This is a genomic window from Ensifer oleiphilus (assembly GCF_013371465.1).
GTDB classification, from domain to species: domain Bacteria; phylum Pseudomonadota; class Alphaproteobacteria; order Rhizobiales; family Rhizobiaceae; genus Ensifer; species Ensifer oleiphilus.
The window spans coordinates 986520-1012032 of the sequence record NZ_JABWDU010000002.1 but is presented as its reverse complement, the minus strand read 5'-3'; the positions used below and the strand labels follow the sequence as shown (position 1 = coordinate 1012032).

The window sequence follows — 25513 nt, the reverse complement described above, 5'->3', positions numbered from 1 at the left end:
CGGCTCAGCCGATCAGCATGAACTTGTCGACGTCGACAAGCCCGCGATCCGATATCTTCAGGTGCGGGATCACCGGCAGCGGCAGGAAGGCGAGCTGCAGGAAGGGTTCTTCCAGGGTCGCGCCCAGCGCAAAGGCCGCCTGGCGCAGGTGATGCAGGGTATCGCGCACGGATTCGTGCGGCTCGAGGCTCATCAGGCCGGCGACCGGCAATGCGATCTCGCCGGTGACCTTGCCATCCTCGACGACGACGAAGCCGCCCTTGATCTGACCAAGCCGATTGGCGGCGGTCGCCATGTCCTCGACGTTGACGCCGACGACGCAGATGTTGTGGCTGTCATGGCCGACCGTGGAGGCGATCGCGCCCTTTTTCAGGCCAAAACCCTGGACGAAACCGTTGGCATGGTTGCCGTTGACGCCGTGGCGCTCGATTACCGCGACCTTGATGATGTCGTGGCCAAGGTCGACGCCGGTCTCGTTGCCATCGGCCGGCAGCTTGTAGCGGCGGTGCTCGGTGATGATCTTGCCCGGCAGAACGCCGATGACGGACGTGTCGTTGTCGGAATAGGGCACGCCGAAGTCGCTGGCGTTGACATGGCCGGCCTTGACGCTGTCGAGGCCGACGGGGGCAACCGGCTTGCGGGTGGCAAACAGTGCGTCGGTGACGCGGCGGCCGCCGGAAAACACCATTTGCGGGCGGCAGCTTTCGAGGCTGTCGAGCACAACGAGATCGGCGCGCCAGCCGGGTGCGACAAGGCCACGGTCGCGCAGGCCGAAGGCGCGCGCGGCCGAAATCGAGGCGGCCCGATAGATCGCCAGCGGCTCGACGCCGGCTGAGATCGCAGTGCGGATCATGTAGTCGAGGTGGCCCTGCTCGGCGATGTCGAGCGGATTGCGGTCGTCGGTGCAGAGCGCCAGATAGGGCGAGAGCCGTTCGGTAATGATCGGCATCAGCGCGTGCAGGTCCTTGGAGACCGAGCCCTCGCGAACCAGGATGTGCATGCCCTTGCGGATCTTCTCCATCGCCTCTTCAGCCGTGGTGCATTCATGCTCCGTGCGGATGCCGGTCGAGAGATAGCCGTTCAGATCCTTGCCGCTAAGAAGCGGCGCGTGGCCGTCGATGTGGCCACCCTGGAACGCTTCCAGCTTCGCGAGGCAAACCGGATCCTTGTGGACGACGCCGGGGAAATTCATGAACTCGGCAAGGCCGATCACTTTCGGATGGTCGCGGAAGGGCAGGAGCCGTTCGATCGGCAGGTCGGCGCCTGACGTCTCCAGGTGCGTCGCCGGCACGCAGGACGACAGCTGCACGCGGATATCCATGATGGTCTCGAGGGCGGAATCGAGAAAGAACTGGATGCCCTCGGTGCCGAGCACGTTGGCGATCTCGTGCGGGTCGCAGATGGCGGTGGTGATGCCGAGCGGCAGCACACAGCGATCGAACTCATGCGGGGTGACGAGCGAGGATTCGATGTGCAGATGCGTGTCGATGAAACCGGGCACGACGATGCGGCCGGAGATGTCGATCTCTTCGCGGCCCTGATAATCGCCGTAAGTGCCGACGATACGACCACCTGAAATGGCGATGTCGGAGGCGACGAGATCGCCTGTCACCAGATCGAAGAAGCGTCCGCCCTTGAGCACGATGTCGGCCGGCTCGCGGCCGACGCCCTGGTCGATCATTCGTTCCAAAGCCTTGGACATCTCTGCACTCCTTATTTCAGTCGCTGGATACGATTGACCCTCTCCCCGTTGCCAGGGAAAGGGTCGTATTCTCGGGTCTATGGTATCAGATATTGTTGACGAGCACGTCGCGCAGCTTGTCGAACAGCTCGTCGATCTCCGCCTTGGAGATGATCAGCGGCGGCGACAGCGCGATGATGTCGCCGGTGGTGCGGATCAGCAGGCCCTTTTCATAGGCCTTGAGGAAGGCGCTGAAGGCGCGCTTGGTCGGTTCGCCGGCGATCGGCTGCAGCTCGATCGCGCCGATCAGGCCGACATTGCGGATGTCGATCACATTCGGGCAGTCCTTGAGGGAATGCAGGCCATCCTCCCAATAGGAGGCAAGCTCGGCAGCACGGGTCAGAAGACCCTCTTCCTTGTAGGTGTCGAGAGTGCCAAGCGCTGCGGCCGAGGCGATCGGATTGCCGGAATAGGTGTAGCCGTGGAAGAACTCGATCAGGTGTTCCGGGCCGTTCATGAAGGCGTCGTGGATTTCCGAGGTCACGAACACCGCGCCCATCGGGATCACGCCGTTGGTCAGACCCTTCGCCGTGGTGATGATGTCGGGCGTCACGCCAAAATACTGTGCGGCGAAAGGCGTGCCGAGGCGGCCGAAACCGGTGATGACTTCATCGAAGATCAACAGGATGCCGTGCTTGGTGCAGATATCGCGCAGCTTCTGGAGGTAGCCCTTCGGCGGGATCAGCACGCCGGTCGAGCCCGCAACCGGCTCGACGATGACGGCGGCAATCGTCGAGGCGTCGTGCAGGGTTACGATGCGCTCGAGTTCGGTCGCCAGATCGCCGCCATGCTCGGGCTCGCCGCGGGTAAAGGCGTTCTGGGCCGGCAGGTGCGTGTGCGGCATATGGTCGACGCCGGTCAAAAGCGTGCCGAACATCTTGCGGTTGGAGACGATGCCGCCGACCGAGATGCCGCCGAAATTGACGCCGTGATAGCCGCGCTCGCGGCCGATCAGGCGAAAGCGCGAGCCGTCGCCCTTGGCCCGGTGGTAGGCGAGCGCCACCTTCAGTGCTGTGTCGACCGACTCAGATCCGGAATTGGTGTAGAGAACGTGGTTCATGCCTTCAGGCGCAATATCGACCAGGCGATTTGCCAGTTCGAATGCCTTGGGGTGGCCCAGCTGGAAGGCCGGCGCATAGTCGAGTTCGCCCGCCTGTTCGCGGATCGCTTCAGTGATTTTAGGGCGACAATGGCCGGCATTGACGCACCAGAGACCGGCCGTGCCGTCGAGCACCGTGCGACCGTCATGGGTCGTGTAGTGCATGTCCTTTGCGCCGACGAACAGGCGCGGTTCCTTCTTGAATTGCCGGTTGGCGGTAAACGGCATCCAGAAGGCGCGCAGGTCGTTCGGCGTGGTGTTCAGGCGGTTCGACATTCCAGTTCTCCTCGGCATGGTCCTGTGTCGGGCGGTCGTGCCCGCTCGGATTCTTTTACCCTTTGGTCAAACTATCAGGGCACCGGTTCGGGTCAAGCCTGGAGAGCCGGCGCGAGCATTGGTTGAGGGGGCGCTCCAATTTAGTGACCGGGCATGTTCTGCCGCAAAAATCGCCTATTCATTCGAGGCGGCGCGCGGGATTTTTCGTTGCAGGCGCGGACGTTTTCTCAAGTTTAACCTGTTTGCGTCAACGCTACCGCGCCGTGTATCGCCGGATCCATGGCTCGTGCTTTTTGCCGTCATCCGGACGGTGCGATCCGGCGCCGAATGAAGCGGAGTGGCGAGACGGTGTCGAGGTTGGGGATCGCGCAGGCGGCCATGGTCGTCCTATTTCTGCCCGGCGTGGCAGCAGGCGCCGAGCTGATCGTCGACGGCCGTTTCGAGCATGGCCAGGACGGGTTCTGGGCTGGTGACGGCGTGGCGCTGGCGCGGGACGGGGGCGAGCTTTGCGCCGATGTCTCGGCGGGCGGCGATATCTGGGACAGGCTCATCGGCGTCAACGGTGTGAAACTGGAGCCGGGGCTTTACTACAGGCTTTCGCTGGCGGCCACGGTCGATACCGCTCGTGCCGTGCCGGCCCGCATCCAGCGCGCAGCCGAGCCCTGGACGGTGCAGAGCGCGTTCAGCATCGGCGGTGCGTCTGTGCGCACATCGTTTTCGGCGGACTTCATGGCGTCGGACGAGGAGGAGGCTCAGTTGATCTTCCCACTCGGCGGTTTCGATAAGCCCTCGCGTTTCTGCATCGACGATGTGTCATTGGTAGAGATTGCCGCACCTCCCGCAGCCGCCAACCGGGCGAACAGGGGCCCGGCCATCCGGGTGAACCAGCTCGGCTATTTCCCCGACGGTCCGAAGCGGGCGACGGTGATCTCGGACGCGCGCAAGGCGATTTCCTTTCAGCTGGTCGACGCCAGCGACGCGGTCGTCGGTGAGGGAACGACGCGGCCGAGCGGTTTCGATCCGTCGGCCGGGGTGCGGACGCATGTGGCGGACTTTTCCGCCTATGCCGTTCCCGGTGACGGCTATCGTCTGGTCTCCGGCGACTGGACGAGCGACCGGTTTTCGATCTCCGACAATCTCTATGGTCGCCTCACCGTCGACGCGCTCTCCTGGTTCTATCCGCAGCGCAGCGGCATTAAGATCCGCGGTGATATCGCCGGCAAGGCCTATGCGCGGCCCGCCGGCCATGTCGGCGTCGCGCCAAACGAGGGCGACAAATCGGTCGGTTGCCTGACTGGTGACCAGGCCAGGGTGCTCTACGGCGATTGGTCCTGCACCTATCGTCTCGATGTTTCCGGCGGCTGGTACGACGCCGGCGATCACGGCAAGTATGCGGTCAACGGCGCCATCTCCGCTGCGCAATTGTTGGCGACCTTCGAGCGCGCTCGCGCCTTTGGCGGGCCCCAATCGCCAGCGCTCGGCGATCGGCTTTCGCGCATTCCCGAGAGCGGTAACGGCATTCCCGATCTGCTCGACGAGGCGCGATGGGAGCTGCAGTTCCTGCTTTCGATGATGGTGCCGGATGGCGAACCGCTTGCCGGCATGGTTCATCACAAGATCCATGACACCGAGTGGACGTCGCCGCCGATGCTGCCGAGCGAGGATCCCAAGCCGCGGGCGCTACACCAACCCTCGACGGCTGCGACCTTCGACGTGGCAGCGGTTGCCGCACAGGCTTCGCGGCTCTTTGCCAACGACAATCCGACCTTTGCCGGAGAGCTGCTGGCGACCGCCCGCAAGGCATGGGTGGCGGCCAATGCCAATCCGGTCCTGCCCGCGCCGAAATCGGACGGGCACTCAGGCGGTGGCGACTACGACGACGACGACGTTTCCGACGAACTCTATTGGGCTGCGACCGAGCTTTTCCTGACCACCGGAGACGCAAAGTATCTCGACGTCTTGCGCGCATCACCGCACTGGTCTGGCGATGTGCTGCCGCCGACGGGCGCCTTCCACTGGCGCAATGTTGCCGGCTTCGCCCGGCTGCAGCTGGCGCTCTACGGTGAAGCTTTGCCCAAGGCCGATCTCGACATGGTGCGACGCTCGGTTCTGGCGGCGGCCAGGACATTCCTGCCGCTGCAGGCGGCCGAGCCGTTCGGACAAATCTATCGCCCTGCCAATCACCAGTACGACTGGGGATCGAACCAGTTGATCCTGCAGAACGTCATCGTCCTGTCGGCGGCCTTCGACCTCTCTGGCGACAAGACTTTTCTCAATGCCGCGCGTGAAAGCATGGACTATCTTCTCGGCCGTAATGCCCTGGCGATGTCCTACATTACCGGCTACGGCGCGCGCTCGCCGCAGAACCAGCATAGCCGTTGGTATGCGCATCAGGTGGATCCGACCTTGCCCAATCCGCCTGTCGGATCGCTTGCCGGCGGGCCGAATTCGACGCCTGTCGATGCGATCGCCAAGGAGCGGCTGCAGGGTTGCGCGCCCCAGACCTGCTATGTCGATGATATCGAGGCCTACGGATCCAATGAGATCACCATCAACTGGAATGCGCCGCTCGTCTATGTCGCGTCGTTCCTTGCCGACGCACGCTAGGGGGCTGCAGTGATGACCGGGATAGCCTTTGTCGGAACCGGCTTCGTCGCCGACTACTACATGACGACGCTTGCCAACCATCCGCAGTTGCGCCTTACCGGCGTATGGGACCGCGATGAAGCCCGCCTGACGGAGTTTGCCGGCTATTGGAAGGTCCACCGCTATGCAACCCTGGAGGAGGTTCTCGCTGATCCGGCGGTCACCATCGTCGTCAACCTGACGACGCCGGAAAGCCACTATACGGTAAATCGCGCAGCCCTTGTCGCCGGCAAGCATGTCTATTGCGAAAAGCCGCTGGCCATGGACGTCGATGAGGCGAGCGAACTCGTGGAACTGGCGCGAGAGCAGGCGCTGGTGCTTGGCGGCGCGCCGGCCAATGCGCTCAGCGAGGCGCACGCGCTCTGTGCCTCGCTGCTGGCGGCTGGTGCCATCGGCACGCCGCGCCTCGTCTACGCGGAAATGGAAGACGGCCCGGTGTTCAAGGCGAACTGGCGGGAATGGCGTAGCCGCTCCGGCGCTCGCTGGCCGGGCGTGCATGAGTTCGAGGTCGGCTGCACGCTCGAGCACGCCGGCTACGCCGCAAGCTGGCTCGTTTCACTTTTCGGTCCGGTTGCCGAGGTCAGTGCCGTTTCCGCCCTGACCTTCCCTGACAAGGGACCGGGTACGGAACGGTTGCACCTCGGTCCGGATTTCTCGGTCGGCTGCCTTTCCTTCCGCTCGGGCGTGACGGCGCGGGTGACCTGCGGGCTTGCGGCCCCGCGCGACCGGTCGCTGACCATCATCGGCGACAAGGGCACTATCGTCGTACGCGATCTCTGGGACAACCGCTCGCCCGTTCATCTCGAGGCTTTCGGCGCGAAGCGCTCGCTGCAACACCGCATCCTCGACTGGGTCGAGTGGAAGGTCGGTCGCAAGCTGCCTGTCCGGCTCTATGCCGGCAACAGGGTGCGCTATCCCGCCAAGGCCAAAACCGCGGCCTTGCCCGCCTATCCCTCGAAAATCGATTTTGTCGGCGGCATTGCAGCCCTGGCCGAGGCGATCACACGTGGGGAGACGCCATTCTTTTCCGGAGCCACGGCACGCCACCTGACCGAAATCGTGCTTGCGCTCAACAGCGGCCGTCAGGGCTACCGCCCACGCGATCTATGACGGAGGCAAAGCGCGGATCGTTTCGATGATTTCGATTGCCTGGACGCTGCGCGATGTCGGCATCAGGATGTGTTCGTGCCAACCTTCCAGGATTGCAGCGCTTGCCGCCTCGATCTCGAATTGCAACCCGTTGCCCGGGAACGGCAGATCGAAACGCTGAAGACCAGGCAGGGAGATGCGCCTGGCGGCGCGCGTCAGCGTCTTCGCCCACAGGCCCTGTCCTCTGGGTGCAATAACCTTGCGCACCAGGCCGTTGGTGGCGAGGAACAGCCTGCTGGCCTTCAGAAACGGCGCGTCGATGACAAGTGTGCCGCGGTCTCCATCGATGACGAACCGGTTGTCTCCATCGCGGTCGAAGCCGCAGGAAAGATGTGCGTTGAAGCCGGTATAGGCGAGGCGCATTTCGGCCGAGAGGTCGACGCCTGTCGGCGCGCTTTGCCAGCGGCCGTCAATCGCATGCGGGCGCCCGAAAAGGTTCAGACACAGCGAAAGCGGATAAATGCCGAGGTCGAGCAGCGACCCGCCGCCGAGCTTGGCGTCGAAAAAGCGGTCGGTGGGGTCGAACGGCTTTTCATAGGCAAGTTCCGCCGTCACATGCCGAATGCGCCCGAGGGCCTCACCATCGAGCAGGGCGCGTGCCTTGGCGATCGCCGGCAGGAAGCAGGTCCACAGGCCCTCCATGGCAAAGAGGCCCTTGGTTGCGGCCAAAGCCGATAGCGAACGCGCGTCGTCGAACGAGGTCGTCAGCGGCTTTTCGACCAGAACGGCCTTATCCGCCGAAAGAAAGACGATGGCGTGCTCCAGATGCACCGCGTTCGGCGAAGCGACGTAAACCGCGTCGATTTCAGGATCGGCAGCAAAGGCCTCGATGCTGGAATGGGGGGCAACGCCGCCGAGACGCTTGGCGAAGGCATCGGCCTTCTCCTGGCTTCGGGAATAGACAGCTGCCAGCACGGCGTTGCCGGCAAACTGGATGTCGGACGCGAAGCTGTTTGCGATCACGCCGGTACCGGCGATGCCCCAACGGACCTTGTCCTTCATAAACCCGATGTCCCGGCTGTCACTGCATAATTCCTTAAATCGGATCCGATTTTAAGGATAAAATTATGCAGCAGGTTTAAAGCGATACAGCGTCCTTTGCGCGTCATCGTTGACGCGCGGCGCTGTAGTGCCCGGGCGCATCCTGCCCCGGAAACCTCAATGCCGCGTAAACAACGGCGGCAAGCCCCAGGCAACCTTCAAAATGGAGGCTGCCTGGGCAGCGGGGCGCTTCTGCCGGGCAATGGCCTGCGTCGTCAGCCGATCTTCCAGAAAAGAATAAGCCCCGCGCGATTTCTCGTGTGGGGCTACTTCAGGGCTTGATCCCTGTTGCGGACTGAGAAGGTCAGGCCGAGCGGCGGACCAAGGTCTTTTCTTCCACGGCATTTGCGTCGACGCCGTAGATATCGGAGAGCGTACCCAAAATCCTCATGACGGCGTCGGACGAGCTGGAATAGTAGATCGTCTGAGCGTCACGGCGAGTGCTGACCAGATTCTGGGCTCGCAGTTTGGACAGGTGCTGGGAAAGAGCGGACTGGCTCAAGCCCACCTTATTGGCCAATGCGCCGACTGCCATCTCTTCCTTGACAAGGGAATCGAGGATGAGAAGGCGCTTAGGGTTTGCCATGGCCGAGAGGAAGCCGGCTGCTATCTCAGCTTCATCATGTTTTTCAGGCGAAAGTGGCTGCATTGCGTGCTCCATGCGAAAATTACATCACACGTAGTTATGGTTGACGAAGGACGATAATTAGTCGTGATGCATAAAAGGGCAACTACCTACTGCAAGAAATGGGGGTAGCTTGCGAGCGATTAACCGTAAAGTTCGCGTAAAAGTGGCCGTAACTCCGAGCTGTCCCGCATTGGCGCAGGAAACTCGAGCCGTTTCAATTGGTCGCCATAGGCCAGATCCAGGCCGGCGGCGTCGATGCCGACGACCTTCCAGTCGCCTTCCGGGGCATTGCAGAGCCTTTCAGCGTAAAACTTGACCGCTTCGGCGTGATCGGCGTTCATGTGCGCGATGGCGCCGGCTTCCATCGCTGCGAGCGATACGGTTGCCGCTGATTCGATCACCAGATCCTCTGCCGTGAGCACGTAAGCCCGACCAAAGCCACCGTTAAGGCTGGCACGTAACGGGTTCAGACGGAAGAAACCGAAGTCGGGGAAGTCGACATAGAGCTTCGATTTCGGGTGACGACGGACGAACCGCTCGCGGATGCGGGCATGCGCCTCCGAATCGCGTGCAACCGCTTCGGCCTCGCACTGTACCGTGAGCCTTGGATGGGCGAGGGGGTCGCCCTTGCCCGGTTCCCCCGTCAGCAGCGAAGCGCGCGTGTCGGCGAGCAGTGCCTTTGTGTGGGTCGACAATTTGGAAATCAGGATCAGCGGCACACCGTCGACGTCCATGCCGACGAGGACGCGACTGACGAAGGGGAAGCCGCCGCTCTCTGGTTCGATGGCCGCAAGCGAACCGCTGCGCGCGCCGCGCAAAAGCGTATGCGCCAGCTTGCGCGCTTCGTCATCGGTCTCGCGCAGTACATTCGGCTTGTCGGTCATTCGTCGTCCTTCCTGATCTTCGGTCCGGTTCCAGACGAAAAAGCCCGGAACAGGGTCCGGGCTTTTATTGGCTTCTTGTGCGCTTTAGTCAACTTTTGTTGCGGTGTCGCGTCAGGCCTTCGACGATGTTCTGCGCGTTGATCGTGCCGACCACGGAGCCGTTGTCGACGACGCCGACGCTGCCCGGCTGGCGGGACATGGCGTCGAGGATATCGACGAGCGGTGTCGTCGGCTTGGCGGTTGCCGTCACGCCCGCAACGGTCGCACCGCGTTGGACGCCGGTCTGCATCACGTCCTTGGCCGTCAGCATGGTGATCGGGTTCATGTGCTGGACGAAATCGGCGACATACTGGTTGGCCGGGTTTCTGACGATGTCCTGCGGCGTGCCGCACTGGATGATGCGGCCGCCTTCCATTATGGCGATGCGGTTGCCGATGCGGAACGCCTCGTCGAGGTCATGACTGACGAAGACGATGGTCTTCTTCAGTCGACGCTGGAACTCAAGCAGTTCGTCCTGAAGCCGCGTGCGGATCAGCGGGTCCAGCGCCGAGAACGGTTCGTCCATCAACAGGATCGGCGCACCGGTCGCAAAGGCGCGGGCAAGGCCGACGCGCTGCTGCATGCCGCCCGAAAGCTCGTTGACCTTGCGGCCTGCCCACTTCGTCAGATTGACGAGTTCAAGCTGTTCGCCGACGCGGGCCTTGCGTTCGGCGTCGGGCATGCCGGCCAGTTCGAGGCCGAAGCCGACATTGTCGGCGACGGTGCGCCAGGGCAGGAGCGCAAACTGCTGAAACACCATCGACACGGTGTGCATGCGGAAATCGCGCAGCGACTTGGGACTAGTGCGGTAGGGATTGAGCGGCCCGTTTGCCGTCTTCACCTCGACCTCGCCGCGAACGACTGGCGCAAGGCCGTTGACGGCGCGAAGCAGCGTCGATTTGCCCGAGCCCGAGAGCCCCATCAAGACAAGGATCTCGCCTTCTTTGATCGATAGCGTCGCACCGGCGACGCCGAGCACCAGGCCGGTGGCGGCGCCGATCTCGTCGCGGGTCTTGCCCTGATCGACCATCTGCAGTGCGGTCTGCGGGTTGTTGCCGAAGATGATGTCGACATTCTTGAAAATGACGGCGTCGGTCATGCGCCTTCTCCTTCGTCGGACGAGCGGAACAGGCGGTCGAGAATGATGGCAAGGATGACGATGCAGAGACCGGCCTCGAAACCCTTGGCGACGTTCACCGAGTTCAGCGCCCGCAGCACGGGAACGCCGAGGCCGTTGGCGCCGACGAGAGCGGCGATGACCACCATCGACAACGAGAGCATGATCGTCTGGGTCAGACCCGCCATGATCTGCGGCATGGCGAAGGGCAACTCGACCTTACGCAGCACCTGGCCGGGCGTTGCGCCGAAGGCCTGTGCTGCTTCCACCAGCGATGGCGGCGTCGAGATGATGCCGAGGCGGGTGAGGCGGATGGGCGCCGGAATGGCGAAGATCACCGTAGCGATCAGGCCGGGCACCATGCCGAGGCCGAAGAGGATTAGCGCAGGGATCAGGTAGACGAAGGTCGGGATCGTCTGCATCAGGTCGAGGATCGGCCGCATGACGGAATAGACCCAGGCCCGGCGCGCAGCGGCAATGCCGAGCGGAACGCCGACGGCCATGCTGACGACACTGGCGGCCAGAACCAGCGCCAGCGTCTCCGTCGTCTCCTTCCAGTAGCCCTGGTTGATGATCAGGAGAAGACCGAGGCCGGTGAAAAGCGTAATGCCGATCGAACGGCGGAACCACCAGGCGAGCCCAGTGATGACCGCCACCACGATCAGCGGGTGCGGCGTCTGCAGGATATAGAGCAGGATGCCGACGACGCCCGACAGGAAACGGGCAAGTTGGTCGAAGAACAGCTCGAAGTTCGTCGTCAGCCAGTCGACGAACGCCTTGGCCCAGCCGCCGATGGGAATGCGGTATTCGGTCAGAAATTCCACAGGGGTAAATCCGTCTCGTCAGATCAACAATATCGCGCGATGCGGTGAAAAAAAGGCGGGGTCTTGCCCCGCCTTGTCGTCGGTCAGAGTCCGAGCGCGGTCTTGGCCGCGGCGAGGCCTTCGCCGCCATCCTTGGTGGTGACGCCGGCGAGCCACGGTTCGATCGCCGTCGGGTTGGCCTTCAGCCATTCCGTGGCGGCGGCGTCCGGTTCCTTGCCGTCGTTGAGGATCTTGCCCATGATCTCGTTTTCCATCTGCAGCGAGAACTTGAGGTTCGTGAGCAGCTTGCCGACGTTCGGGCATTCGGTGGTGTAGCCGGCACGAACGTTGGTGAAGATGGTGGCGCCGCCGAAATTCGGGCCGAAGATATCGTCACCGCCGGAGAGATAGGTGAGCTTGAAATTGGCGTTCATCGGGTGCGGCTCCCAGCCGAGGAACACGATGGGAGCGCCGTCCTTTTCGGAGCGGGCGACCTGCGCCAGCATGCCCTGTTCGGAGGATTCGACGACTTCGAAGCCCTTGAGGCCGAACGTGTCCTTGTCGACCATGTCGATGATCAGGCGGTTGCCATCATTGCCCGGCTCGATGCCATAGATCTTGCCTTCGAGCGCGTCTTTCTGGGCGGCGATGTCCTTGAAGTCCTTGATGCCGAGTTCGGCACCCTTGGCGTTGGTCGCCAGCGTGTATTTCGCGCCTTCGAGGTTCGGGCCGAAGGATTCGACCGATTTGTCGTCGAGATAGGGGCGAACGTCGTTTTCCTGGGTCGGCATCCAGTTGCCGAGGAAGACGTCGATGTCCTTGTTCTTCAGCGAGGTGTAGGTGACCGGCACCGAGAGAACCTTGATATCCGTCTGATAGCCGAGGCCCTTGAGCACGGCGGAGACCGTGGCGGTGGTGGCTGTGATATCCGTCCATCCGACGTCGGAGAAACGGACGGTGCCACAGCTTTCAGGCTCGGCTGCCGCGGCGTTTCCCGCAACCAGGGCAGCCACCGATACGGCGCCCGCGAGCATGAATTTGAGAGAGAGTGCTTTGTTCATCGTTGTCGTTCCCCTGCCTCTATTATTGTTTTAGCCAAACACTTTGGAGTTTTAGCCAAACACCATTGGATAGCGAATTCAAGCGCTTTGATGTCGAAGGAAGTGTATTGCGTCAATACGCGGACGGGATGCACGCTGCGACGCAGAATGTCGCAATGCCCACGAAATGGTCAAGTCGGGCGAAAAACTGTGGGTCGCGCAAACAGGCTCTGGCCTTCGGGGCCAAGCCTCGTCATGTACCGGCGAGACGATTCCGGAAACGGTAGGATATGGCCAAACTCTATTTCAGCTATGCCACGATGAATGCAGGCAAGAGCACGTTGCTGCTGCAGGCGTCCTACAACTATCAGGAACGCGGCATGCGCGTCGTCATGCTGATCGCGGCATTCGACGATCGGGCTGGCACCGGGCGCATCTCGTCGCGCATCGGTCTCGATGCGGACGCCATTCCCTTCCACGGCGGCGACGATCTTTACGCGTTGATCGAAACGCTCAACACCGACGGCATGGGCAAGATTGCCTGCGTCTTCGTCGACGAAGCCCAGTTCCTCGACGAGGAGCAGGTCTGGCAACTGGCGCGGGTCGCCGACCGGATCGGGATCCCCGTCATGGCCTACGGATTGCGCACCGATTTCCAGGGCAAACTTTTTCCGGGCTCGATGGCGCTCTTGGCCATTGCCGACGAACTGCGCGAAGTGCGCACCATCTGCGACTGCGGTCGCAAGGCGACCATGGTCGTTCGCCTCGACGGGCACGGCAACGTCGTTCGCGAGGGTGCCCAGGTCGAGGTCGGCGGCAACGAGAAATATGTCTCCTATTGCCGGCGCCACTGGGAAGACAAGATGCGCTGCGACCCTGCCTGACGGCGTAAACCGGAGTCTGTTCAAGGCCTTATGCCGCGATTTTGCAGCGTCGTGACATTTCCTTCAGGCACCGATTGATGGACGGTGCCGTGGTGCGACGGCATGGCGTCTTGAGGACGATGCATGCGGGATGTCATGCTGGTCCCGTAGTTGCTCGATGAGGTCTCCGATGCCGCGTCTGTTTTCGTCTCTCCTGCTCTGTCTCTGTCTCGGGGCGGCGCCCGTCTATGCCGGCGGCGATGCCAAGACTGGGGCCGCCGTTTTCCGCAAATGCGGGGCCTGCCACACGGCAACCGAACCGAACAACCGGGTGGGCCCGAGCCTGATGGGTCTCATCGGTCGCCCAGCCGCATCCATCCCCGACTACAGCTATTCGGATGCCATGAAGGCGTTCGGCGCGGAAGGGCATGTCTGGGACGAGGCGACGCTGAGTGAATATCTCATGAGCCCCAAGGCGATGGTGGGCGGTACCAAGATGAGCTTTGTCGGACTGAAGAAGCCGCAGGACATTGCCGACGTCATTGCCTACCTCAAGGACCCATCTGCCGCCAAATAGGCAATGCCTTCGATATCTCAAGCACTTCGACGGTACGGTTGACCAAAAAAGCCGGCCAGCTAGGCTTGTTCTCTTTCGATAAACACCCTTTATATAACTGCAATCGAAGGCTGAATAATTTGGCCCGGATGGCATCTGTTGCCTCGACCGATCCAGGGGGATGATATGGCTTCTCTTCAGAATTTTGACGCGGAGATCGAGAAGACGAAAAGCGTAGTCGAGCAGATGCGCGGCAAGCTTGAGCAATCCGGCGTCGTGCTGGAGCAGTTTGCCAAGTCGGAGACCAAGCTCGGCGACGTCAATTTCGATATCGAGAACGCCCGCATTCAGGACGTGATCAACCAGCAGAAGGTGATGGAGGCCAACATCGCTGACCTGATCATCGGGCTGGAAGATGCGACGAACATCTTCGGTACCGAGTTCGAGAGCATGAAGAACTATTCCGGCTACGAGAAGTTCATCGGTATCTTTTCCAAGCAGAAGATGCAGCGTTTGCGCACCGACCGGGTGCGCAACATGTCGCTTGCCGGCAACCTGCAGGAGTTGCTGTCGAAGTCCGACACCATCGTCGGCATCCTCAAGGACCAGAAGTCGATCCTCGACCAGCGGTACAAGACCTCCGAGCAGAGCCTGATCCAGGTGATCGAGCGCCGCAAGGGCACCATGTCCAATCTGGAAACGGTGCAGAAGCGCATCGAAGAATTGAACCCGCTGCTGCTCGACATCGAGAACCGCATTGCCGCCTCGACCGAACAGAAGGTGCGCACCGAGCTTGAAGGCGAGCGCTCGGCGCTGGCGACGGAATACAACGAGAAGCAGGCGAAGGAGCAGGAGCTTCTGGCCGAGAGCCAGACACTCGAGCGCTACACCTCGATGTTCCAGACCTTCGTCGATTCGCTCAACAACCAGATCGCGGCTCAGAACACCCTGATCAACAAGCTGACCATCGATACCGAACAGCGCATAGTGCTCTACAAGGCGCTTGAGGATTCGTTGAAGACGGCCGCCCAGCAGGATGTCGCCCACAAGATCAACACGCTCGGAAGCCAGGTCGACACGGCCGCAGAAGAGACGATGGCCGGCATCGGTGCTGCCGCCCAGCGCCATATCGGCGATCTCCTGGAAATGCACGAGAAGAACATGCTGTCGACGCAGGATATCCAGCGCCGCAAGAAGCTGGCCGACGACGCCTTTGCCCGCCGCTTCCAGGCGGTCATGGACAAGCACAACACTGCCAACTACGTGAAGCAGTGATCGGCGCGAGCACACGGGCATGCGGATGAAACGGTTCGACTTTGCCTTGCGTTGCGCGCCAGGGGGAACGGCATGAAAATCGCTGCATCCCCTGCCGTTGCGCAGTATTTCGGCTCGATCCATTCGGCGCTGGCCGGGCTCGAGCTGTTTCTCGGCGACCGCAATTCGCCGCTCTATCGCAACAGTGTGGTCGGTGAGGTGATCGTTCCCTATCTCGTCCGGCTCAAGGCCTCGATCGCCTGCTGGGAGAACCGCATCGGCTTCGTCGACCAGTTCAGGATCTCGCGGGCCGAGAGCGGCTTTCCGGTTTTCCAGAATGTGCTCGAACTGGAAAACGACCGCCAGACGGCGGGCAAGCGGCTTGCGGATATTCCGCCGGCAGATGCACTGCGCGAAGAGATGGCCGATTTCATCCTGAGACAGAAGGCTTTTCCCGAGGCGCTGCAAGCGCGCATGGCGGAGCGGCTTTATCTCGAGCAGATCGGCAAGGGCGAGATTTTTTCGCCCTTCATCCTGCCGGAAACGATCCGCGTCGCCGTCAATCCGAAGACGATGAGGCCCTATTACGTGGTGAGCTGGGGCGCCTTCGACGGCACTCAGACCCTGCCGATGGTCTACATGGCGACGATCGAGGATTCTTCCGAGAAGATCGTCGAGATGCTGGTGACCGAGGACGGCAAGCTCAACCCTCAGGTGGAGATTCCTTTGCCGGTCGGCGGCCTGCTCAATCCCGAGCTTGCCAGCCGCTTCGATGACTTCGCCTCGAAGAACAGCACCTATTCGCTGACGCCGATCACGATCGCCACCAACATGGACAAGGATTTTCCCGAGCTTCACCCCAAGCAGCTGCGGCGGATCGTGCTTGGCCCGTTCTATTCGGCCGGGATCACCGAGAACAATGCGAAGATCAACGAGATCCTGTCCAAGGTGCGCAAGCCGGAAAATGCCTGGCTCCTGACATGGACCGTCCAGGAAGTGTTTTCCAAGGCCGAACGTGCCGCACAGCGCGGCTTCTGGTCGACGACGCCGGCGCAGGAAGAATTCCACATCGATACCGACAATCTGGAGGCCACGCGCATGGGCGTGTCGTCGTACGAAAAGCACGCGCTGGTGCCGCACGATGCCTATCAGGCGCTCTATGCCTCGGGCGAGGCGGCCCAGGTCTTCGGCGACTACAAAGTGCATGTCATCTCCGGAAACCAGGTCGTGAGCGAGGTTTAAGCATGACACTCAATGCCGGGCTGACGACGCTGCACGAAGACGATATCGCCAGGCACCAGGCGGTCGCGCAGGGGCTGGTGACCAAGCTGGTGATCCTCGAGCGCGACGAGGGCCCGGCCGGCGCCCCGCTCGCCGGGACCGGACGGCGGTTCGTCTCGACGGTTTCGACCGGCGGCCAGCGCCGTACCCGCGAGGTCGAGCTCACCCGCACGGTCCAGGCGGTGCGGCAGGGCGACCCGATGCTGTCGCCGGCGCAACACGCCGTGCTCTACCGGACCCGCCGCGGCATCCAGGTGGCGCTGGCTGTTGCCGACGTCTTTGCGCGCCAGACGAACCTCGAACAGCTGCAGGCGCGCAATGCGACTGCGCCGCTTGCCGGCGAGGACGCCAATCAGTTCAAGGCGCTGCTCAACGCCTCTGCCTACATCTCCGCGTTCACGCTGGCCGCCTATCTCGGCGCGACGCTCTCGGGCGAGGGCGAGCCGGTCGATGATGCCGTCGAGCCGGACTTCCTGTTCGACACGCCGCAGGATGCCTTGAAGGGGCTGATCGCAGCGCTCGACCGCAGCATTTCAGGTGCGGCCGACGACCTGGCGCTGACGGCGCGTGCCCGCGCCTTTTCGCGCGTCGCCATCGAAGGGCTGATTGCGCGCAAGGGGCGCTTTACCGGCCTGCAGAGCTTCGAGAATGTGCATATCCGGCTCGACCAGGACGACTTCACGCTCAACGGCTTCGACGTCGCACCCGGCCAGAAGCGCAAGCCGCTGGTCATGACCTTCAAGAAGCCGGAAGAGATCATCGGCAACCACATCGCCAAGTATCAGGCGCTGAAGCTTGCCAAGATGCTGATGGCCTATGATTTCGACCGGCAGGCGAACCCGTTCGTCGAGCTTGGCGGCTTCCTCTTCACCTTCATCGGCGACGGCATGCCGGGTACGGGCAAGACCATCCTGATCCAGATGCTCGCCGGCATGCTCAACGAATATTGCGAGATCGCCGGCTACGCCTTCCATTACGAAAACTTCGGCGTCGACCAGATTTCGTCCTATCAGGGCAAATCGGGGCAGAACTGCAAGGAGTTCGTCAACAACGTCATCAACCCGCGCGCCATCGGCTTCGGCACCATCGACGATGTCGACCAGGTTGCGGCCAAGCGCTCCGACGACCGGGCATCGGCCGGCCAGCACGAGGTGACGGCGGTGCTGATGGAGAGCTTCGCCGGCGCCTCGACGGTCGTTCGCGGCAACTGCACCTTCGGCATGTTCTCCAACTATCCTGAGAATGTCGATGACGCGCTCAGACAGCGCGCCGGTGCCCGCTGGCTGGTCGACGGGCCGCAGACGGAAGACGACTATATCGACATCTTCGCGCTGCTGGTCGGCAAGAACCACAAGATCCCGCTCGGCGAACACGCGCTGTTTGAGGGACAGGAGATCAAGCGCGCCGTGTCGCAATCCTACGAGGCGCATTCGCGGCCGCAGGAAGAGGGCCTCGTTTCCGTCTGGGAGCGATACCAGAAGGAGAAGGGGGCGCTTGCCACGCTTGCCGACGTCGGCGCCTATCTGCACATGATCAAGGAAGCGGAGCCGCGCTTTACCGGTCGGGCGATCAAGAACATCACCGACGCCGTCAAGCTGAGGGCCATGGACGTCGAACTGCCGGACGACTGGTTCAAGGATGCCGGCTCGTTCATGCACAAGGGTTACGACGAGAAGAAAGCGATGATCGAGGCGCTGCGCGGCCCGATCACCATCGAGATGGTGCTGCAGGAAATCAACCGCTACGCCGACAGCGAGTTCCGCTACACCGATAAATCCGACGATGCCGCCGTCACCGACATCATCCGCCGCGAGCGCCAGCGCGAAAAGGCGATCCGCGAGATCGAGGCGATGAAACGCGACGGGCGGTGGCAAGGGTGATGTCTTTTGTAAGCCACGATTCCTTTGGTCTGCTTTCTGCGCCGTGGTCGACCGCAGCGTGCGAGGTCATCCCCTCTCCCCGCGAGCGGGGAGAGGGCTAGGGTGAGGGTCCGGCATGAGAGGAGCAAACGAAAGCGCCACCGAACGTGCACGCCTTCTGCGCCGCTCGGACAACGAAGCAGAAGCAATTTTGTGGTTGGAGTTCAGAGCCCGGCGGCTCAACGGTTACAAGTTCGTGCGACAGTTTCCGATAGGTCGCTATTTTGCTGACTTCGCCTGTCGGGATCACCATCTTGTCGTCGAAGTCGATGGTCGTCAGCACGCGAATAGGAGTGGCGATTCAATTCGCGATATGTACATGGTCGCCAATGGATGGAGCGTCGTTCGCTTCTGGAATACGCAGGTATTCAAGGACCGCGAAGCAGTCCTCGACACGGTTGTCGCAATTCTGGAGAAGCGGTTGACGGGTGAAGTGAGGACATTGGATTTGACATTCATTCCAGCGGACGAATGCCATGACTGAGCAATGGCGATTTGCCCCTCACCCTAACCCTCTCCCCGCGAGCGGGGAGAGGGGACGAGGACGTCTGTTCGGCCTACACAAGCTCGATAAAGTCGAGCGACTTGGCGATATCGCCACGGGAGAGGTGCGGGCATGAAACGCCTTCTCGAAGCCGAGCTCATTTATGGACGACTGCTGGAAATTTCCGAGCCGCACCTGATCGCGCGCTACAACAAGGCGCTTGAGGGCTTTGGCCTGCGTCCGACAGCGCTCACGCGCTTCAGCATCGACATGACCGGGTTTTCGCCCGAGATTGCCGACGAACTTGGCGATCGCGACTATCTCGACCCGAACCGGGTCAACCGCCGCTTCATCATCATGACGCCGGACCAGGCGGAGCTGCCGGTGGTGCACACCAGCTTTTCCAACACGGCGGCGCTGATGCACGAGTTCTTCAACGCCAACAGCCGCGCCATCAACGCGGTGACGATCAAGGATGCGCTCTACGGCGAGATCGAGGATTCGGTTTCGATCGTCGATGATATCGACGACCTCCTCTCGATCAATGAAGTGCGCTTCCGGGTGCTTTCGGCCGAAGACATGCTGGGCAAGGCGGCCGAACTGCGCGGTCTCGTCGACCGGCTGAAGAAGGTGCCGACAGCCTGGACAGACGACGAGATGCTCAACCGCATGGTCGAGTTGGCCAAGGTGACAGGGGATATCCGCCAGAATGCGCTGGTGCCCGATCAGCTGGTCTTCCGCCATGATGCCTTCTGGGCCAATCATTTCGGCGGCGTCTATGTCTTCCTCGACGACAAGACGACGACGGTTATCTGCGATCCGTCCGTGCCCGGTTTTCGCCGGTCGCGGCCCTGGCAGGTGAGCTACATCTCGATCGACGATCACGCCCGAATCTACGATTTCCTTGCTTCGACGAAGCGGCTGCAATTGCCGCAGGCGTCGTGGGTCGAGGATTCAGGGCTCTACCAGCATCGCGCCGACATGATCGTGCGTGGGCTCATAAACGATGCCGATCCGACGACGGATCTCGCCCGGGTCGACCGGATCTGGCTGCAGACCTGGATGCATCGTAACGCCGCGCTTGTCGCGAGCGACGGTGCCTATCCATTTCTGCAGGAAATGCTGCGTGCCGTGCAGACGACCGGCAGCATCCGGATGCAGGATGTGGCCCCGGCAAACCGCTTCATGCTGGTGAGGGCATCGCCCACTCATCCCGACCAGTGGCTGGTCAACCGTTTGATCGCCCAGCTCGTTCCGCGCGACTTCGTCTCCCGCTTCGTCTTCGACAAGCAGGGGTTTTATGATGCCTACGAGCGTTACAGTGAAAAGTTCAGGGAATATGTTGTTGCGACACTGACCGGGACATATCTCAAAGACAAGGCGGCCTTCCGCCGCAAGCTTTACGGCCTCAGAGAGGAATAGGACATGTTTGATCCGATCGTTGCGTTTTTCCAGCGTGTCTTTACCGCGATCGGCCGCGGCATCGGCCTGGCCGTTGCCTGGCTGCTATGGCCGTTCGTTTTGCTTGGAAACTGGTATCGCCAGCGCAGCTGGATCATCAAGGGCCCGATCGGCATCATCCTGCTCGGCCTCATCTTCTTCTATGGCTATTTCGTCTGGCAGACCCAAGCCTGGACGAACTTCAACCCCGACTATGTCGATCGCTACAAGCTCGCCGAGCGCAAGGTGCCTGCCGGGTCGCCAGTGGCCGGTCCGGGCGCGACGACCGGACAGGCGACGCCCGGCGCGGCTGCAACCAACCAGGCTGCAGTCGCCAATCAACCGGCGGAAGTCACGCCCGAGACGCTTGCCGCCGTACAACTGCCGGCCGGCACCCAGTGCCAGACCTCGGCGATCGTCGATGTCGCGGCCGACCTCATCGATTTCAACGTCAACGAGAATGCCTGGATCTCGTCGATGCTGCTCTACAAGGTGGGCTTCTTCGGTCTCGACTGGGACGATACGCCCTGGCTCGACAACAAGGCGTCGTTCCAGCGCGGCATCAATCAGGCGGTCCGCCGCACCTCCGTCGAGCTGGTGGATTCGCTCGGTCGCGTTCGCGGCACCTCCGGAATCAACAACGATTTGCAGCGGGCGCGCGGCAACATCCAGTTCGACGAGGAGACCTGGTACTTCGGCCTCAATCCGTTCGGCCCGAAGACGCCGACGCCGAGCTTCTATCGTGCGGCCATGAAGGACCTGCGCGCCTTCAACACCACGCTTGCCAAGTGCGACGCCGTGTTTGACGGCCGCGCCGACAACCTGGTCGAATTCCTTGACCGCATCGCAAACGATCTGGGCAACACCTCGGCGATCATTCGCGAGCGCTCGGAAAACCACAATGGCGGCTGGTTCGACACCCGCGCCGACGACCGTTTCTGGTTCGCCTACGGCCAGCTCTACGGCTATTACGGCATCCTGTCGGCTGCCGGCGCCGACTTCGAGAACGTCGTCGCCCAGCGCGGCCTGACGCCAATCTGGACGGAGACGATCAAGCAATTGCGCTCGGCGCTGCGCATCCAGCCGTTCATCATTTCCAACGGCGAGGAGGCCGGCTGGATCATGCCGACGCATCTGGCGACAATGGGCTTCTACATCCTTCGGGTGCGCTCCAACATCGTCGAGATGCGCGACATTCTCGCCCGATAGACATCAATGCCTGACGATGGCGGCTCTAAGCCGGAACCGCTGAAATCGAGCTTCACCCCATAAGGGGTGCAGTAAAAGAATACGAGCTTGGGGGGAGGGGAAAACCCATGGCGGAGGTCAAGTCCGATATCGAAATCGCGCGCGCCGCGAAGAAGAAACCAATCCTGGAGATCGGTGCAAAGCTCGGCATTCCGCCGGAGCATCTGCTGCCCTACGGCCACGACAAGGCGAAGATCAGCGCCGATTTCATCGCAGCCCAGAAGGAGCGGAAAAACGGCCACCTGATCCTGGTGACGGCGATCAACCCGACACCTGCCGGCGAAGGCAAGACGACGACCACGGTCGGTCTCGGCGATGGGCTCAACCGCATCGGCAAGAAGGCGGTCGTCTGCATCCGCGAGGCGTCGCTCGGTCCCTGCTTTGGCGTCAAGGGCGGGGCTGCCGGCGGCGGCTACGCCCAGGTGGTGCCGATGGAGGACATGAACCTCCATTTCACCGGCGACTTCCATGCCATCACCTCCGCCCACAACCTGCTTGCGGCGCTGCTCGACAACCATATCTATTGGGGCAACGAGCAGAATATAGACATCCGGCGCATTTCCTGGCGTCGGGTGATGGACATGAACGACCGGGCGCTGCGCAACATCGTCGGCTCGCTTGGCGGCGTCGCCAATGGCTATCCGCGCGAAACCGGCTTCGACATCACCGTCGCCTCCGAGGTCATGGCAATCCTCTGCCTTTCGACCGATCTGAAGGACCTGGAAAAGCGCCTCGGGAATATCATCATCGGCTACCGGCGCGACAAGAGCCCGGTCTTTGCCCGCGACATCAAGGCGGATGGCGCAATGACGGTGCTTTTGAAGGATGCGATGCAGCCGAACCTGGTGCAGACACTGGAGAACAACCCCGCCTTCGTCCATGGCGGCCCGTTCGCCAACATCGCCCATGGCTGCAACTCGGTGATCGCGACGACGACGGCGCTCAAGCTTGCGGATTACGTCGTGACCGAAGCCGGCTTTGGCGCCGATCTCGGCGCCGAAAAGTTCTTCGACATCAAGTGCCGCAAGGCGGGGCTGAAGCCCGACGCCGCCGTCATCGTCGCCACCGTGCGCGCCATCAAGATGAATGGCGGTGTGAAGAAGGACGACCTCGGCAAGGAGAACCTGGAGGCGTTGCGCAAGGGCTGCGCCAATCTTGGCCGCCACGTCCAGAACGTGAAAAAATTTGGGGTGCCGGCGATCGTCGCCATCAATCACTTCACCTCCGACACCGAGGCCGAGGTGCAGGCAATCAAGGACTATGTTGCCACGCTCGGTGCCGAGGCGGTGCTCTGCCGCCACTGGGCCGAGGGCTCTGCCGGCATCGAGGAACTGGCGCGAAAGGTGGCAGATCTCGCCGAGGGCGGGCATTCGCAATTCTCGCCGCTCTATCCCGACGAGATGCCGCTCTTCCACAAGATCGAGACCATCGCCAAGGACATCTACCACGCCAGCGAAGTGATCGCCGACAAGTCGGTGCGCGAGCAACTGCGGACCTGGGAGGACCAGGGCTACGGCCACCTGCCGATCTGCATGGCCAAGACGCAGTATTCGTTTTCGACCGATCCCAACCTGCGGGGCGCGCCGACCGGTCATACCGTTCCGGTCCGCGAAGTCAGGCTTGCCGCAGGTGCGGGCTTCGTCGTCGTCATCACCGGCGAGATCATGACCATGCCGGGTCTGCCGAAGGTGCCATCCTCCGAGAAGATCTACCTCAACCAGCAGGGTTATATCGAGGGGCTGTTCTAGCCACTCCCGACCCGCCGCAACGCCTCAAAATCGAATCAATTCGAGGCGTTGCCGGCTGGTCTGAAAGCTCCACTGCGCGGCATCAGCTGAGGCTGATGAAGTCCGCCTTGCCGACCGGTACGCCCTTGTGGCGCAGGATGTCGTAGGCCGTGGTCAGGTGAAAATAGAAGTTCGGCAGAACGAACTTCAGGAGGTAATCCTCTCCACTCAGTGTCATCTTCAGCTTGGTGAAGTTCAAGGTGACCTCGCGGGTCTCGCTGCCGTCGAGATCGGCAAGCCGGACCGTTTCAAGGAAGGCAACGGTCTTTGCGATGCGCTCGCGCAGATCCGAAAACGTCTTCTCCTCGTCAGGGAAGCTCGGTACTTGCAGATCGGTCAGCCGGGCGATGGTGCCCTTCGACGTGTCGCTGGCGCGCTGGACCTGGCCGGAGAGCGGCAGCATGTCGGCGGTGAGCCGGGCGTTGACGAGGTCGTCGAGCGAAAGACCCGTTTCGTTGGCATGGGCCTCGGCCTTGTCGAGCAATTTGCCAAGGACACCGAAGCCATGGACGAAGGTGGGGACGGAGAGTCGGTACATCGTGAGTGCCATGGGTGGTTCCTCGGGCGTTGGGGGACTTCGATTTGCCTGGACTGCTATCTGGGAAACACAAGCAGATCCTACAAGGCGGCTGCACCGCCTTTATTGCCCCATGCCCCCGCGGAATGCGAAGTGAATGGTGGCGAAGTGCACGGGGCTATTGTGGGTGTCGAGGCCCTTGTGCTCATCTCGTGACCACTTGCGATTGCAACGTCTTGAGCCGAAACGGAAAAGAGCCGCCCATGACCCCGCTGGACCTTGAAGCCTATCTTCACGCGCATATTCCCCTGTCGGCTGCGATGCAGGTTCATGTCGAGGAGATGACGGAAGAGCACGTGCGGCTGTCTGCGCCGCTGGCGCCCAACATCAACCATCGCGAGACGGTGTTTGGCGGCAGCGCCTCGGCGCTGTCGATCCTTTCGGCCTGGTCCCTGCTGCACGTGCGCCTGAGCGGTGCCGGCGTTCCGGCCCGCCTCGTGATCCAGAGCAACCGGATGGAGTATCTGAAGCCTGTTGCCGGTGCATTTTCCGCGCGGTCAACCCTTGCGGACATCGGGCAATGGCCGGGTTTCCTGCGCATGTTTCACCGTCGGGGCAAAGCCCGCATCGTCGTTGCCGCGGAGTTGCTGGATGGCGGCGAGCTTGCCGGGCGTTTCGAAGGCGAGTTCGTCGCCCTCGGACACAGCGAGAGCTAGCGGCAGTAGCGGTATTCGTTCCGGCGTTCGATCACATCGAGATGCAGGTGCGTCTCATGCGCCGCATCGCTGCCGGGATCGAGCACCGTCTTGAAATAGAGGCAGGCGGAAGCAGTGATCGCCCGCTGGAAGGCGCCGGTCATGGTGCCGTCCTCGTCGCGCGGCTGGATCTCGATGGTCTTGCCGTCGCTCAAGGTAAACGAGGCGATGTCGACGGCGTTGCCGTGCGCATGCTCCGAAATCTTGCCGGTCGTCGCATTGTTGCGCAGGCGGCAGATATAGGTGGACGCCTGGTTCAGCGTCTTGACCGTTGTGCCCTTTGCAAAGGCCACGTCGGCCGCCGGCTGCACCGCTTCCTTCGTCCAGCGCGCCAGGGCGAGCGCTGCCTCGCAGCGTATCAGCCCTTTTGGCGCCAGCTTGACGTCGGGCAGCACGCTGGTGACATCGAGCGGCTTGTCGATACCGCAGCCCTTGCCATCGTCAATCCGCTTGGCTTCGGTGAAGACGGCGCCCAGGGCTTTCAGGTCCGAAACACATTTGGCGTATTCGACAGGGTTCTCGTTCTCGACCGGCGGGTAGGTGATCGGGGGCTCCTCCGCTTTTTCGTCGGCCGGCTTGTCCTTTTCGTCACCGGCGGCGTCGCTCTTCTTGCCGTCGCTTGCCTTGTCGTCGGGTTTTCCGGTGTCCTTGCCGTCAGCCGGCTTCGGATCAGGCGTCGGCGCTTCGTTGCCCTGCCCGCCGTCCGCCGATGGTTCGCGCTTTTTCTCCTCGTCCGTTTTCGCCGGCGTCTCCGGCTTCTTTTCAGGCGCGGGTATCGGTGCTTCGGCTTGCGTTTCGGTCGGCGGTTTGTCGGAGGGAAGGGGGCCGGTTTTCGGGAGGCTCGCGCCCGTGAGGATCAATGTCGACAGGAAAATCAGGGAGATATGGCAACGCATGCGTTTCCTTTCACATGTCCGTGAGGGCAGGCCCCGAGGAAGGGAACGCA

The 25513-nt window shown here is 62.0% G+C and carries 22 protein-coding genes; 12 read left to right on the top strand and 10 right to left on the bottom strand.

Annotation, left to right across the window (positions count from 1 at the left end):
- Positions 1 to 4: 4 nt before the first annotated feature.
- Together ade and aptA are read right to left on the bottom strand one after the other, a co-directional pair.
- On the bottom strand, positions 5 to 1702 hold the full coding sequence (gene ade / locus HT585_RS11625) for an adenine deaminase (RefSeq protein WP_176353025.1): 1698 nt from the start codon (positions 1700 to 1702) through the stop codon (positions 5 to 7).
- Between the two features lie 85 nt (positions 1703 to 1787).
- The gene (gene aptA / locus HT585_RS11620) at positions 1788 to 3116 is read right to left on the bottom strand and encodes an omega-aminotransferase AptA (protein WP_176353024.1); all 1329 of its coding nucleotides are present in this window, start codon (positions 3114 to 3116) and stop codon (positions 1788 to 1790) included.
- A 378-nt stretch (positions 3117 to 3494) separates the two neighbouring features.
- Between aptA and HT585_RS11615 the strand changes: the two genes are divergently transcribed.
- Positions 3495 to 5723: a glycoside hydrolase family 9 protein gene (locus tag HT585_RS11615; RefSeq protein ID WP_246707626.1), complete on the top strand. Its 2229-nt coding sequence runs from the start codon at positions 3495 to 3497 to the stop codon at positions 5721 to 5723.
- Positions 5724 to 5735: 12 nt separating this feature from the next.
- The gene (locus HT585_RS11610; RefSeq protein WP_176353022.1) at positions 5736 to 6872 is read left to right on the top strand and encodes a Gfo/Idh/MocA family protein; all 1137 of its coding nucleotides are present in this window, start codon (positions 5736 to 5738) and stop codon (positions 6870 to 6872) included.
- Here HT585_RS11610 and HT585_RS11605 read toward each other — a convergent pair.
- From HT585_RS11605 to HT585_RS11580, 6 genes are all read right to left on the bottom strand, one after another.
- Complete coding sequence (locus tag HT585_RS11605; protein WP_176353021.1) at positions 6867 to 7913, bottom strand: Gfo/Idh/MocA family protein; 1047 nt, start codon at positions 7911 to 7913, stop codon at positions 6867 to 6869. The two genes, HT585_RS11610 and HT585_RS11605, sit on opposite strands and share 6 nt — an antisense overlap.
- 343 nt (positions 7914 to 8256) lie before the next feature.
- Positions 8257 to 8601, bottom strand: coding sequence for an ArsR/SmtB family transcription factor (locus HT585_RS11600; RefSeq protein ID WP_173420857.1), 345 nt, complete (start codon positions 8599 to 8601; stop codon positions 8257 to 8259).
- Between the two features lie 119 nt (positions 8602 to 8720).
- Positions 8721 to 9464, bottom strand: coding sequence for a HugZ family pyridoxamine 5'-phosphate oxidase (locus tag HT585_RS11595; RefSeq protein WP_176353020.1), 744 nt, complete (start codon positions 9462 to 9464; stop codon positions 8721 to 8723).
- Between the two features lie 88 nt (positions 9465 to 9552).
- The gene (gene choV / locus HT585_RS11590; protein WP_176353019.1) at positions 9553 to 10602 is read right to left on the bottom strand and encodes a choline ABC transporter ATP-binding protein; all 1050 of its coding nucleotides are present in this window, start codon (positions 10600 to 10602) and stop codon (positions 9553 to 9555) included.
- Positions 10599 to 11444 (bottom strand): choline ABC transporter permease subunit, encoded by an 846-nt coding sequence (gene choW / locus HT585_RS11585; protein WP_176353018.1) that lies wholly within the window; start codon positions 11442 to 11444, stop codon positions 10599 to 10601. Before choW ends, choV begins: the two co-directional genes overlap by 4 nt.
- Before the next feature lie 83 nt (positions 11445 to 11527).
- Complete coding sequence (locus HT585_RS11580) at positions 11528 to 12484, bottom strand: choline ABC transporter substrate-binding protein (RefSeq protein ID WP_176353017.1); 957 nt, start codon at positions 12482 to 12484, stop codon at positions 11528 to 11530.
- A 269-nt stretch (positions 12485 to 12753) separates the two neighbouring features.
- Here HT585_RS11580 and HT585_RS11575 point away from each other — a divergent pair, with 269 nt between their 5' ends.
- The 9 genes from HT585_RS11575 to HT585_RS11535 all read left to right on the top strand — a co-directional run bounded on the left by HT585_RS11575 (position 12754) and on the right by HT585_RS11535 (position 23256).
- Positions 12754 to 13347: a thymidine kinase gene (locus HT585_RS11575; RefSeq protein ID WP_176353016.1), complete on the top strand. Its 594-nt coding sequence runs from the start codon at positions 12754 to 12756 to the stop codon at positions 13345 to 13347.
- Between the two features lie 169 nt (positions 13348 to 13516).
- A complete protein-coding gene (locus HT585_RS11570; RefSeq protein ID WP_176353015.1) occupies positions 13517 to 13903 on the top strand; it encodes a c-type cytochrome in 387 nt (128 codons plus the stop codon).
- 165 nt (positions 13904 to 14068) lie between these two features.
- A complete protein-coding gene (locus HT585_RS11565; protein ID WP_176353014.1) occupies positions 14069 to 15157 on the top strand; it encodes a hypothetical protein in 1089 nt (362 codons plus the stop codon).
- Between the two features lie 72 nt (positions 15158 to 15229).
- Positions 15230 to 16378 (top strand): hypothetical protein, encoded by a 1149-nt coding sequence (locus HT585_RS11560; RefSeq protein WP_176353013.1) that lies wholly within the window; start codon positions 15230 to 15232, stop codon positions 16376 to 16378.
- Positions 16379 to 16380: 2 nt separating this feature from the next.
- Positions 16381 to 18297 carry an AAA family ATPase gene (locus tag HT585_RS11555; protein ID WP_176353012.1) on the top strand — a complete coding sequence of 639 codons (1917 nt, stop codon included), beginning with the start codon at positions 16381 to 16383 and terminating at the stop codon, positions 18295 to 18297.
- 115 nt (positions 18298 to 18412) lie between these two features.
- Positions 18413 to 18820, top strand: a complete 408-nt coding sequence (locus HT585_RS11550) for an endonuclease domain-containing protein (protein ID WP_176353011.1) — start codon at positions 18413 to 18415, stop codon at positions 18818 to 18820.
- A 132-nt stretch (positions 18821 to 18952) separates the two neighbouring features.
- Positions 18953 to 20242 (top strand): DUF6638 family protein, encoded by a 1290-nt coding sequence (locus HT585_RS11545; protein WP_176353010.1) that lies wholly within the window; start codon positions 18953 to 18955, stop codon positions 20240 to 20242.
- A gap of 3 nt (positions 20243 to 20245) precedes the next feature.
- Positions 20246 to 21469, top strand: a complete 1224-nt coding sequence (locus HT585_RS11540; protein ID WP_176353009.1) for a DUF2333 family protein — start codon at positions 20246 to 20248, stop codon at positions 21467 to 21469.
- Between the two features lie 107 nt (positions 21470 to 21576).
- Positions 21577 to 23256, top strand: a complete 1680-nt coding sequence (locus HT585_RS11535; protein WP_176353008.1) for a formate--tetrahydrofolate ligase — start codon at positions 21577 to 21579, stop codon at positions 23254 to 23256.
- An 82-nt stretch (positions 23257 to 23338) separates the two neighbouring features.
- On the opposite strand, the gene HT585_RS11530 is transcribed toward HT585_RS11535, so the two are convergent.
- Positions 23339 to 23845, bottom strand: a complete 507-nt coding sequence (locus tag HT585_RS11530; protein WP_176353007.1) for a DUF1993 domain-containing protein — start codon at positions 23843 to 23845, stop codon at positions 23339 to 23341.
- Positions 23846 to 24075: 230 nt separating this feature from the next.
- Between HT585_RS11530 and HT585_RS11525 the strand changes: the two genes are divergently transcribed.
- Positions 24076 to 24528, top strand: coding sequence for a thioesterase domain-containing protein (locus tag HT585_RS11525; RefSeq protein WP_176353006.1), 453 nt, complete (start codon positions 24076 to 24078; stop codon positions 24526 to 24528).
- Here the strand turns inward: HT585_RS11525 and HT585_RS11520 are convergent.
- Positions 24525 to 25463: an extensin-like domain-containing protein gene (locus HT585_RS11520; protein WP_176353005.1), complete on the bottom strand. Its 939-nt coding sequence runs from the start codon at positions 25461 to 25463 to the stop codon at positions 24525 to 24527. The genes HT585_RS11525 and HT585_RS11520 overlap by 4 nt on opposite strands.
- Positions 25464 to 25513 lie beyond the last annotated feature (50 nt).

Coding starts and splice junctions, on each gene's coding strand:
- ade (WP_176353025.1), bottom strand. CDS start 1,702: ATGTCCAAGGCTTTGGAACGAATGATCGACCAGGGCGTCGGCCGCGAG.
- aptA (WP_176353024.1), bottom strand. CDS start 3,116: ATGTCGAACCGCCTGAACACCACGCCGAACGACCTGCGCGCCTTCTGG.
- HT585_RS11615 (WP_246707626.1), top strand. CDS start 3,495: ATGGTCGTCCTATTTCTGCCCGGCGTGGCAGCAGGCGCCGAGCTGATC.
- HT585_RS11610 (WP_176353022.1), top strand. CDS start 5,736: ATGACCGGGATAGCCTTTGTCGGAACCGGCTTCGTCGCCGACTACTAC.
- HT585_RS11605 (WP_176353021.1), bottom strand. CDS start 7,913: ATGAAGGACAAGGTCCGTTGGGGCATCGCCGGTACCGGCGTGATCGCA.
- HT585_RS11600 (WP_173420857.1), bottom strand. CDS start 8,601: ATGCAGCCACTTTCGCCTGAAAAACATGATGAAGCTGAGATAGCAGCC.
- HT585_RS11595 (WP_176353020.1), bottom strand. CDS start 9,464: ATGACCGACAAGCCGAATGTACTGCGCGAGACCGATGACGAAGCGCGC.
- choV (WP_176353019.1), bottom strand. CDS start 10,602: ATGACCGACGCCGTCATTTTCAAGAATGTCGACATCATCTTCGGCAAC.
- HT585_RS11580 (WP_176353017.1), bottom strand. CDS start 12,484: ATGAACAAAGCACTCTCTCTCAAATTCATGCTCGCGGGCGCCGTATCG.
- HT585_RS11575 (WP_176353016.1), top strand. CDS start 12,754: ATGGCCAAACTCTATTTCAGCTATGCCACGATGAATGCAGGCAAGAGC.
- HT585_RS11570 (WP_176353015.1), top strand. CDS start 13,517: ATGCCGCGTCTGTTTTCGTCTCTCCTGCTCTGTCTCTGTCTCGGGGCG.
- HT585_RS11565 (WP_176353014.1), top strand. CDS start 14,069: ATGGCTTCTCTTCAGAATTTTGACGCGGAGATCGAGAAGACGAAAAGC.
- HT585_RS11560 (WP_176353013.1), top strand. CDS start 15,230: ATGAAAATCGCTGCATCCCCTGCCGTTGCGCAGTATTTCGGCTCGATC.
- HT585_RS11555 (WP_176353012.1), top strand. CDS start 16,381: ATGACACTCAATGCCGGGCTGACGACGCTGCACGAAGACGATATCGCC.
- HT585_RS11550 (WP_176353011.1), top strand. CDS start 18,413: ATGAGAGGAGCAAACGAAAGCGCCACCGAACGTGCACGCCTTCTGCGC.
- HT585_RS11545 (WP_176353010.1), top strand. CDS start 18,953: ATGAAACGCCTTCTCGAAGCCGAGCTCATTTATGGACGACTGCTGGAA.
- HT585_RS11540 (WP_176353009.1), top strand. CDS start 20,246: ATGTTTGATCCGATCGTTGCGTTTTTCCAGCGTGTCTTTACCGCGATC.
- HT585_RS11535 (WP_176353008.1), top strand. CDS start 21,577: ATGGCGGAGGTCAAGTCCGATATCGAAATCGCGCGCGCCGCGAAGAAG.
- HT585_RS11530 (WP_176353007.1), bottom strand. CDS start 23,845: ATGGCACTCACGATGTACCGACTCTCCGTCCCCACCTTCGTCCATGGC.
- HT585_RS11525 (WP_176353006.1), top strand. CDS start 24,076: ATGACCCCGCTGGACCTTGAAGCCTATCTTCACGCGCATATTCCCCTG.
- HT585_RS11520 (WP_176353005.1), bottom strand. CDS start 25,463: ATGCGTTGCCATATCTCCCTGATTTTCCTGTCGACATTGATCCTCACG.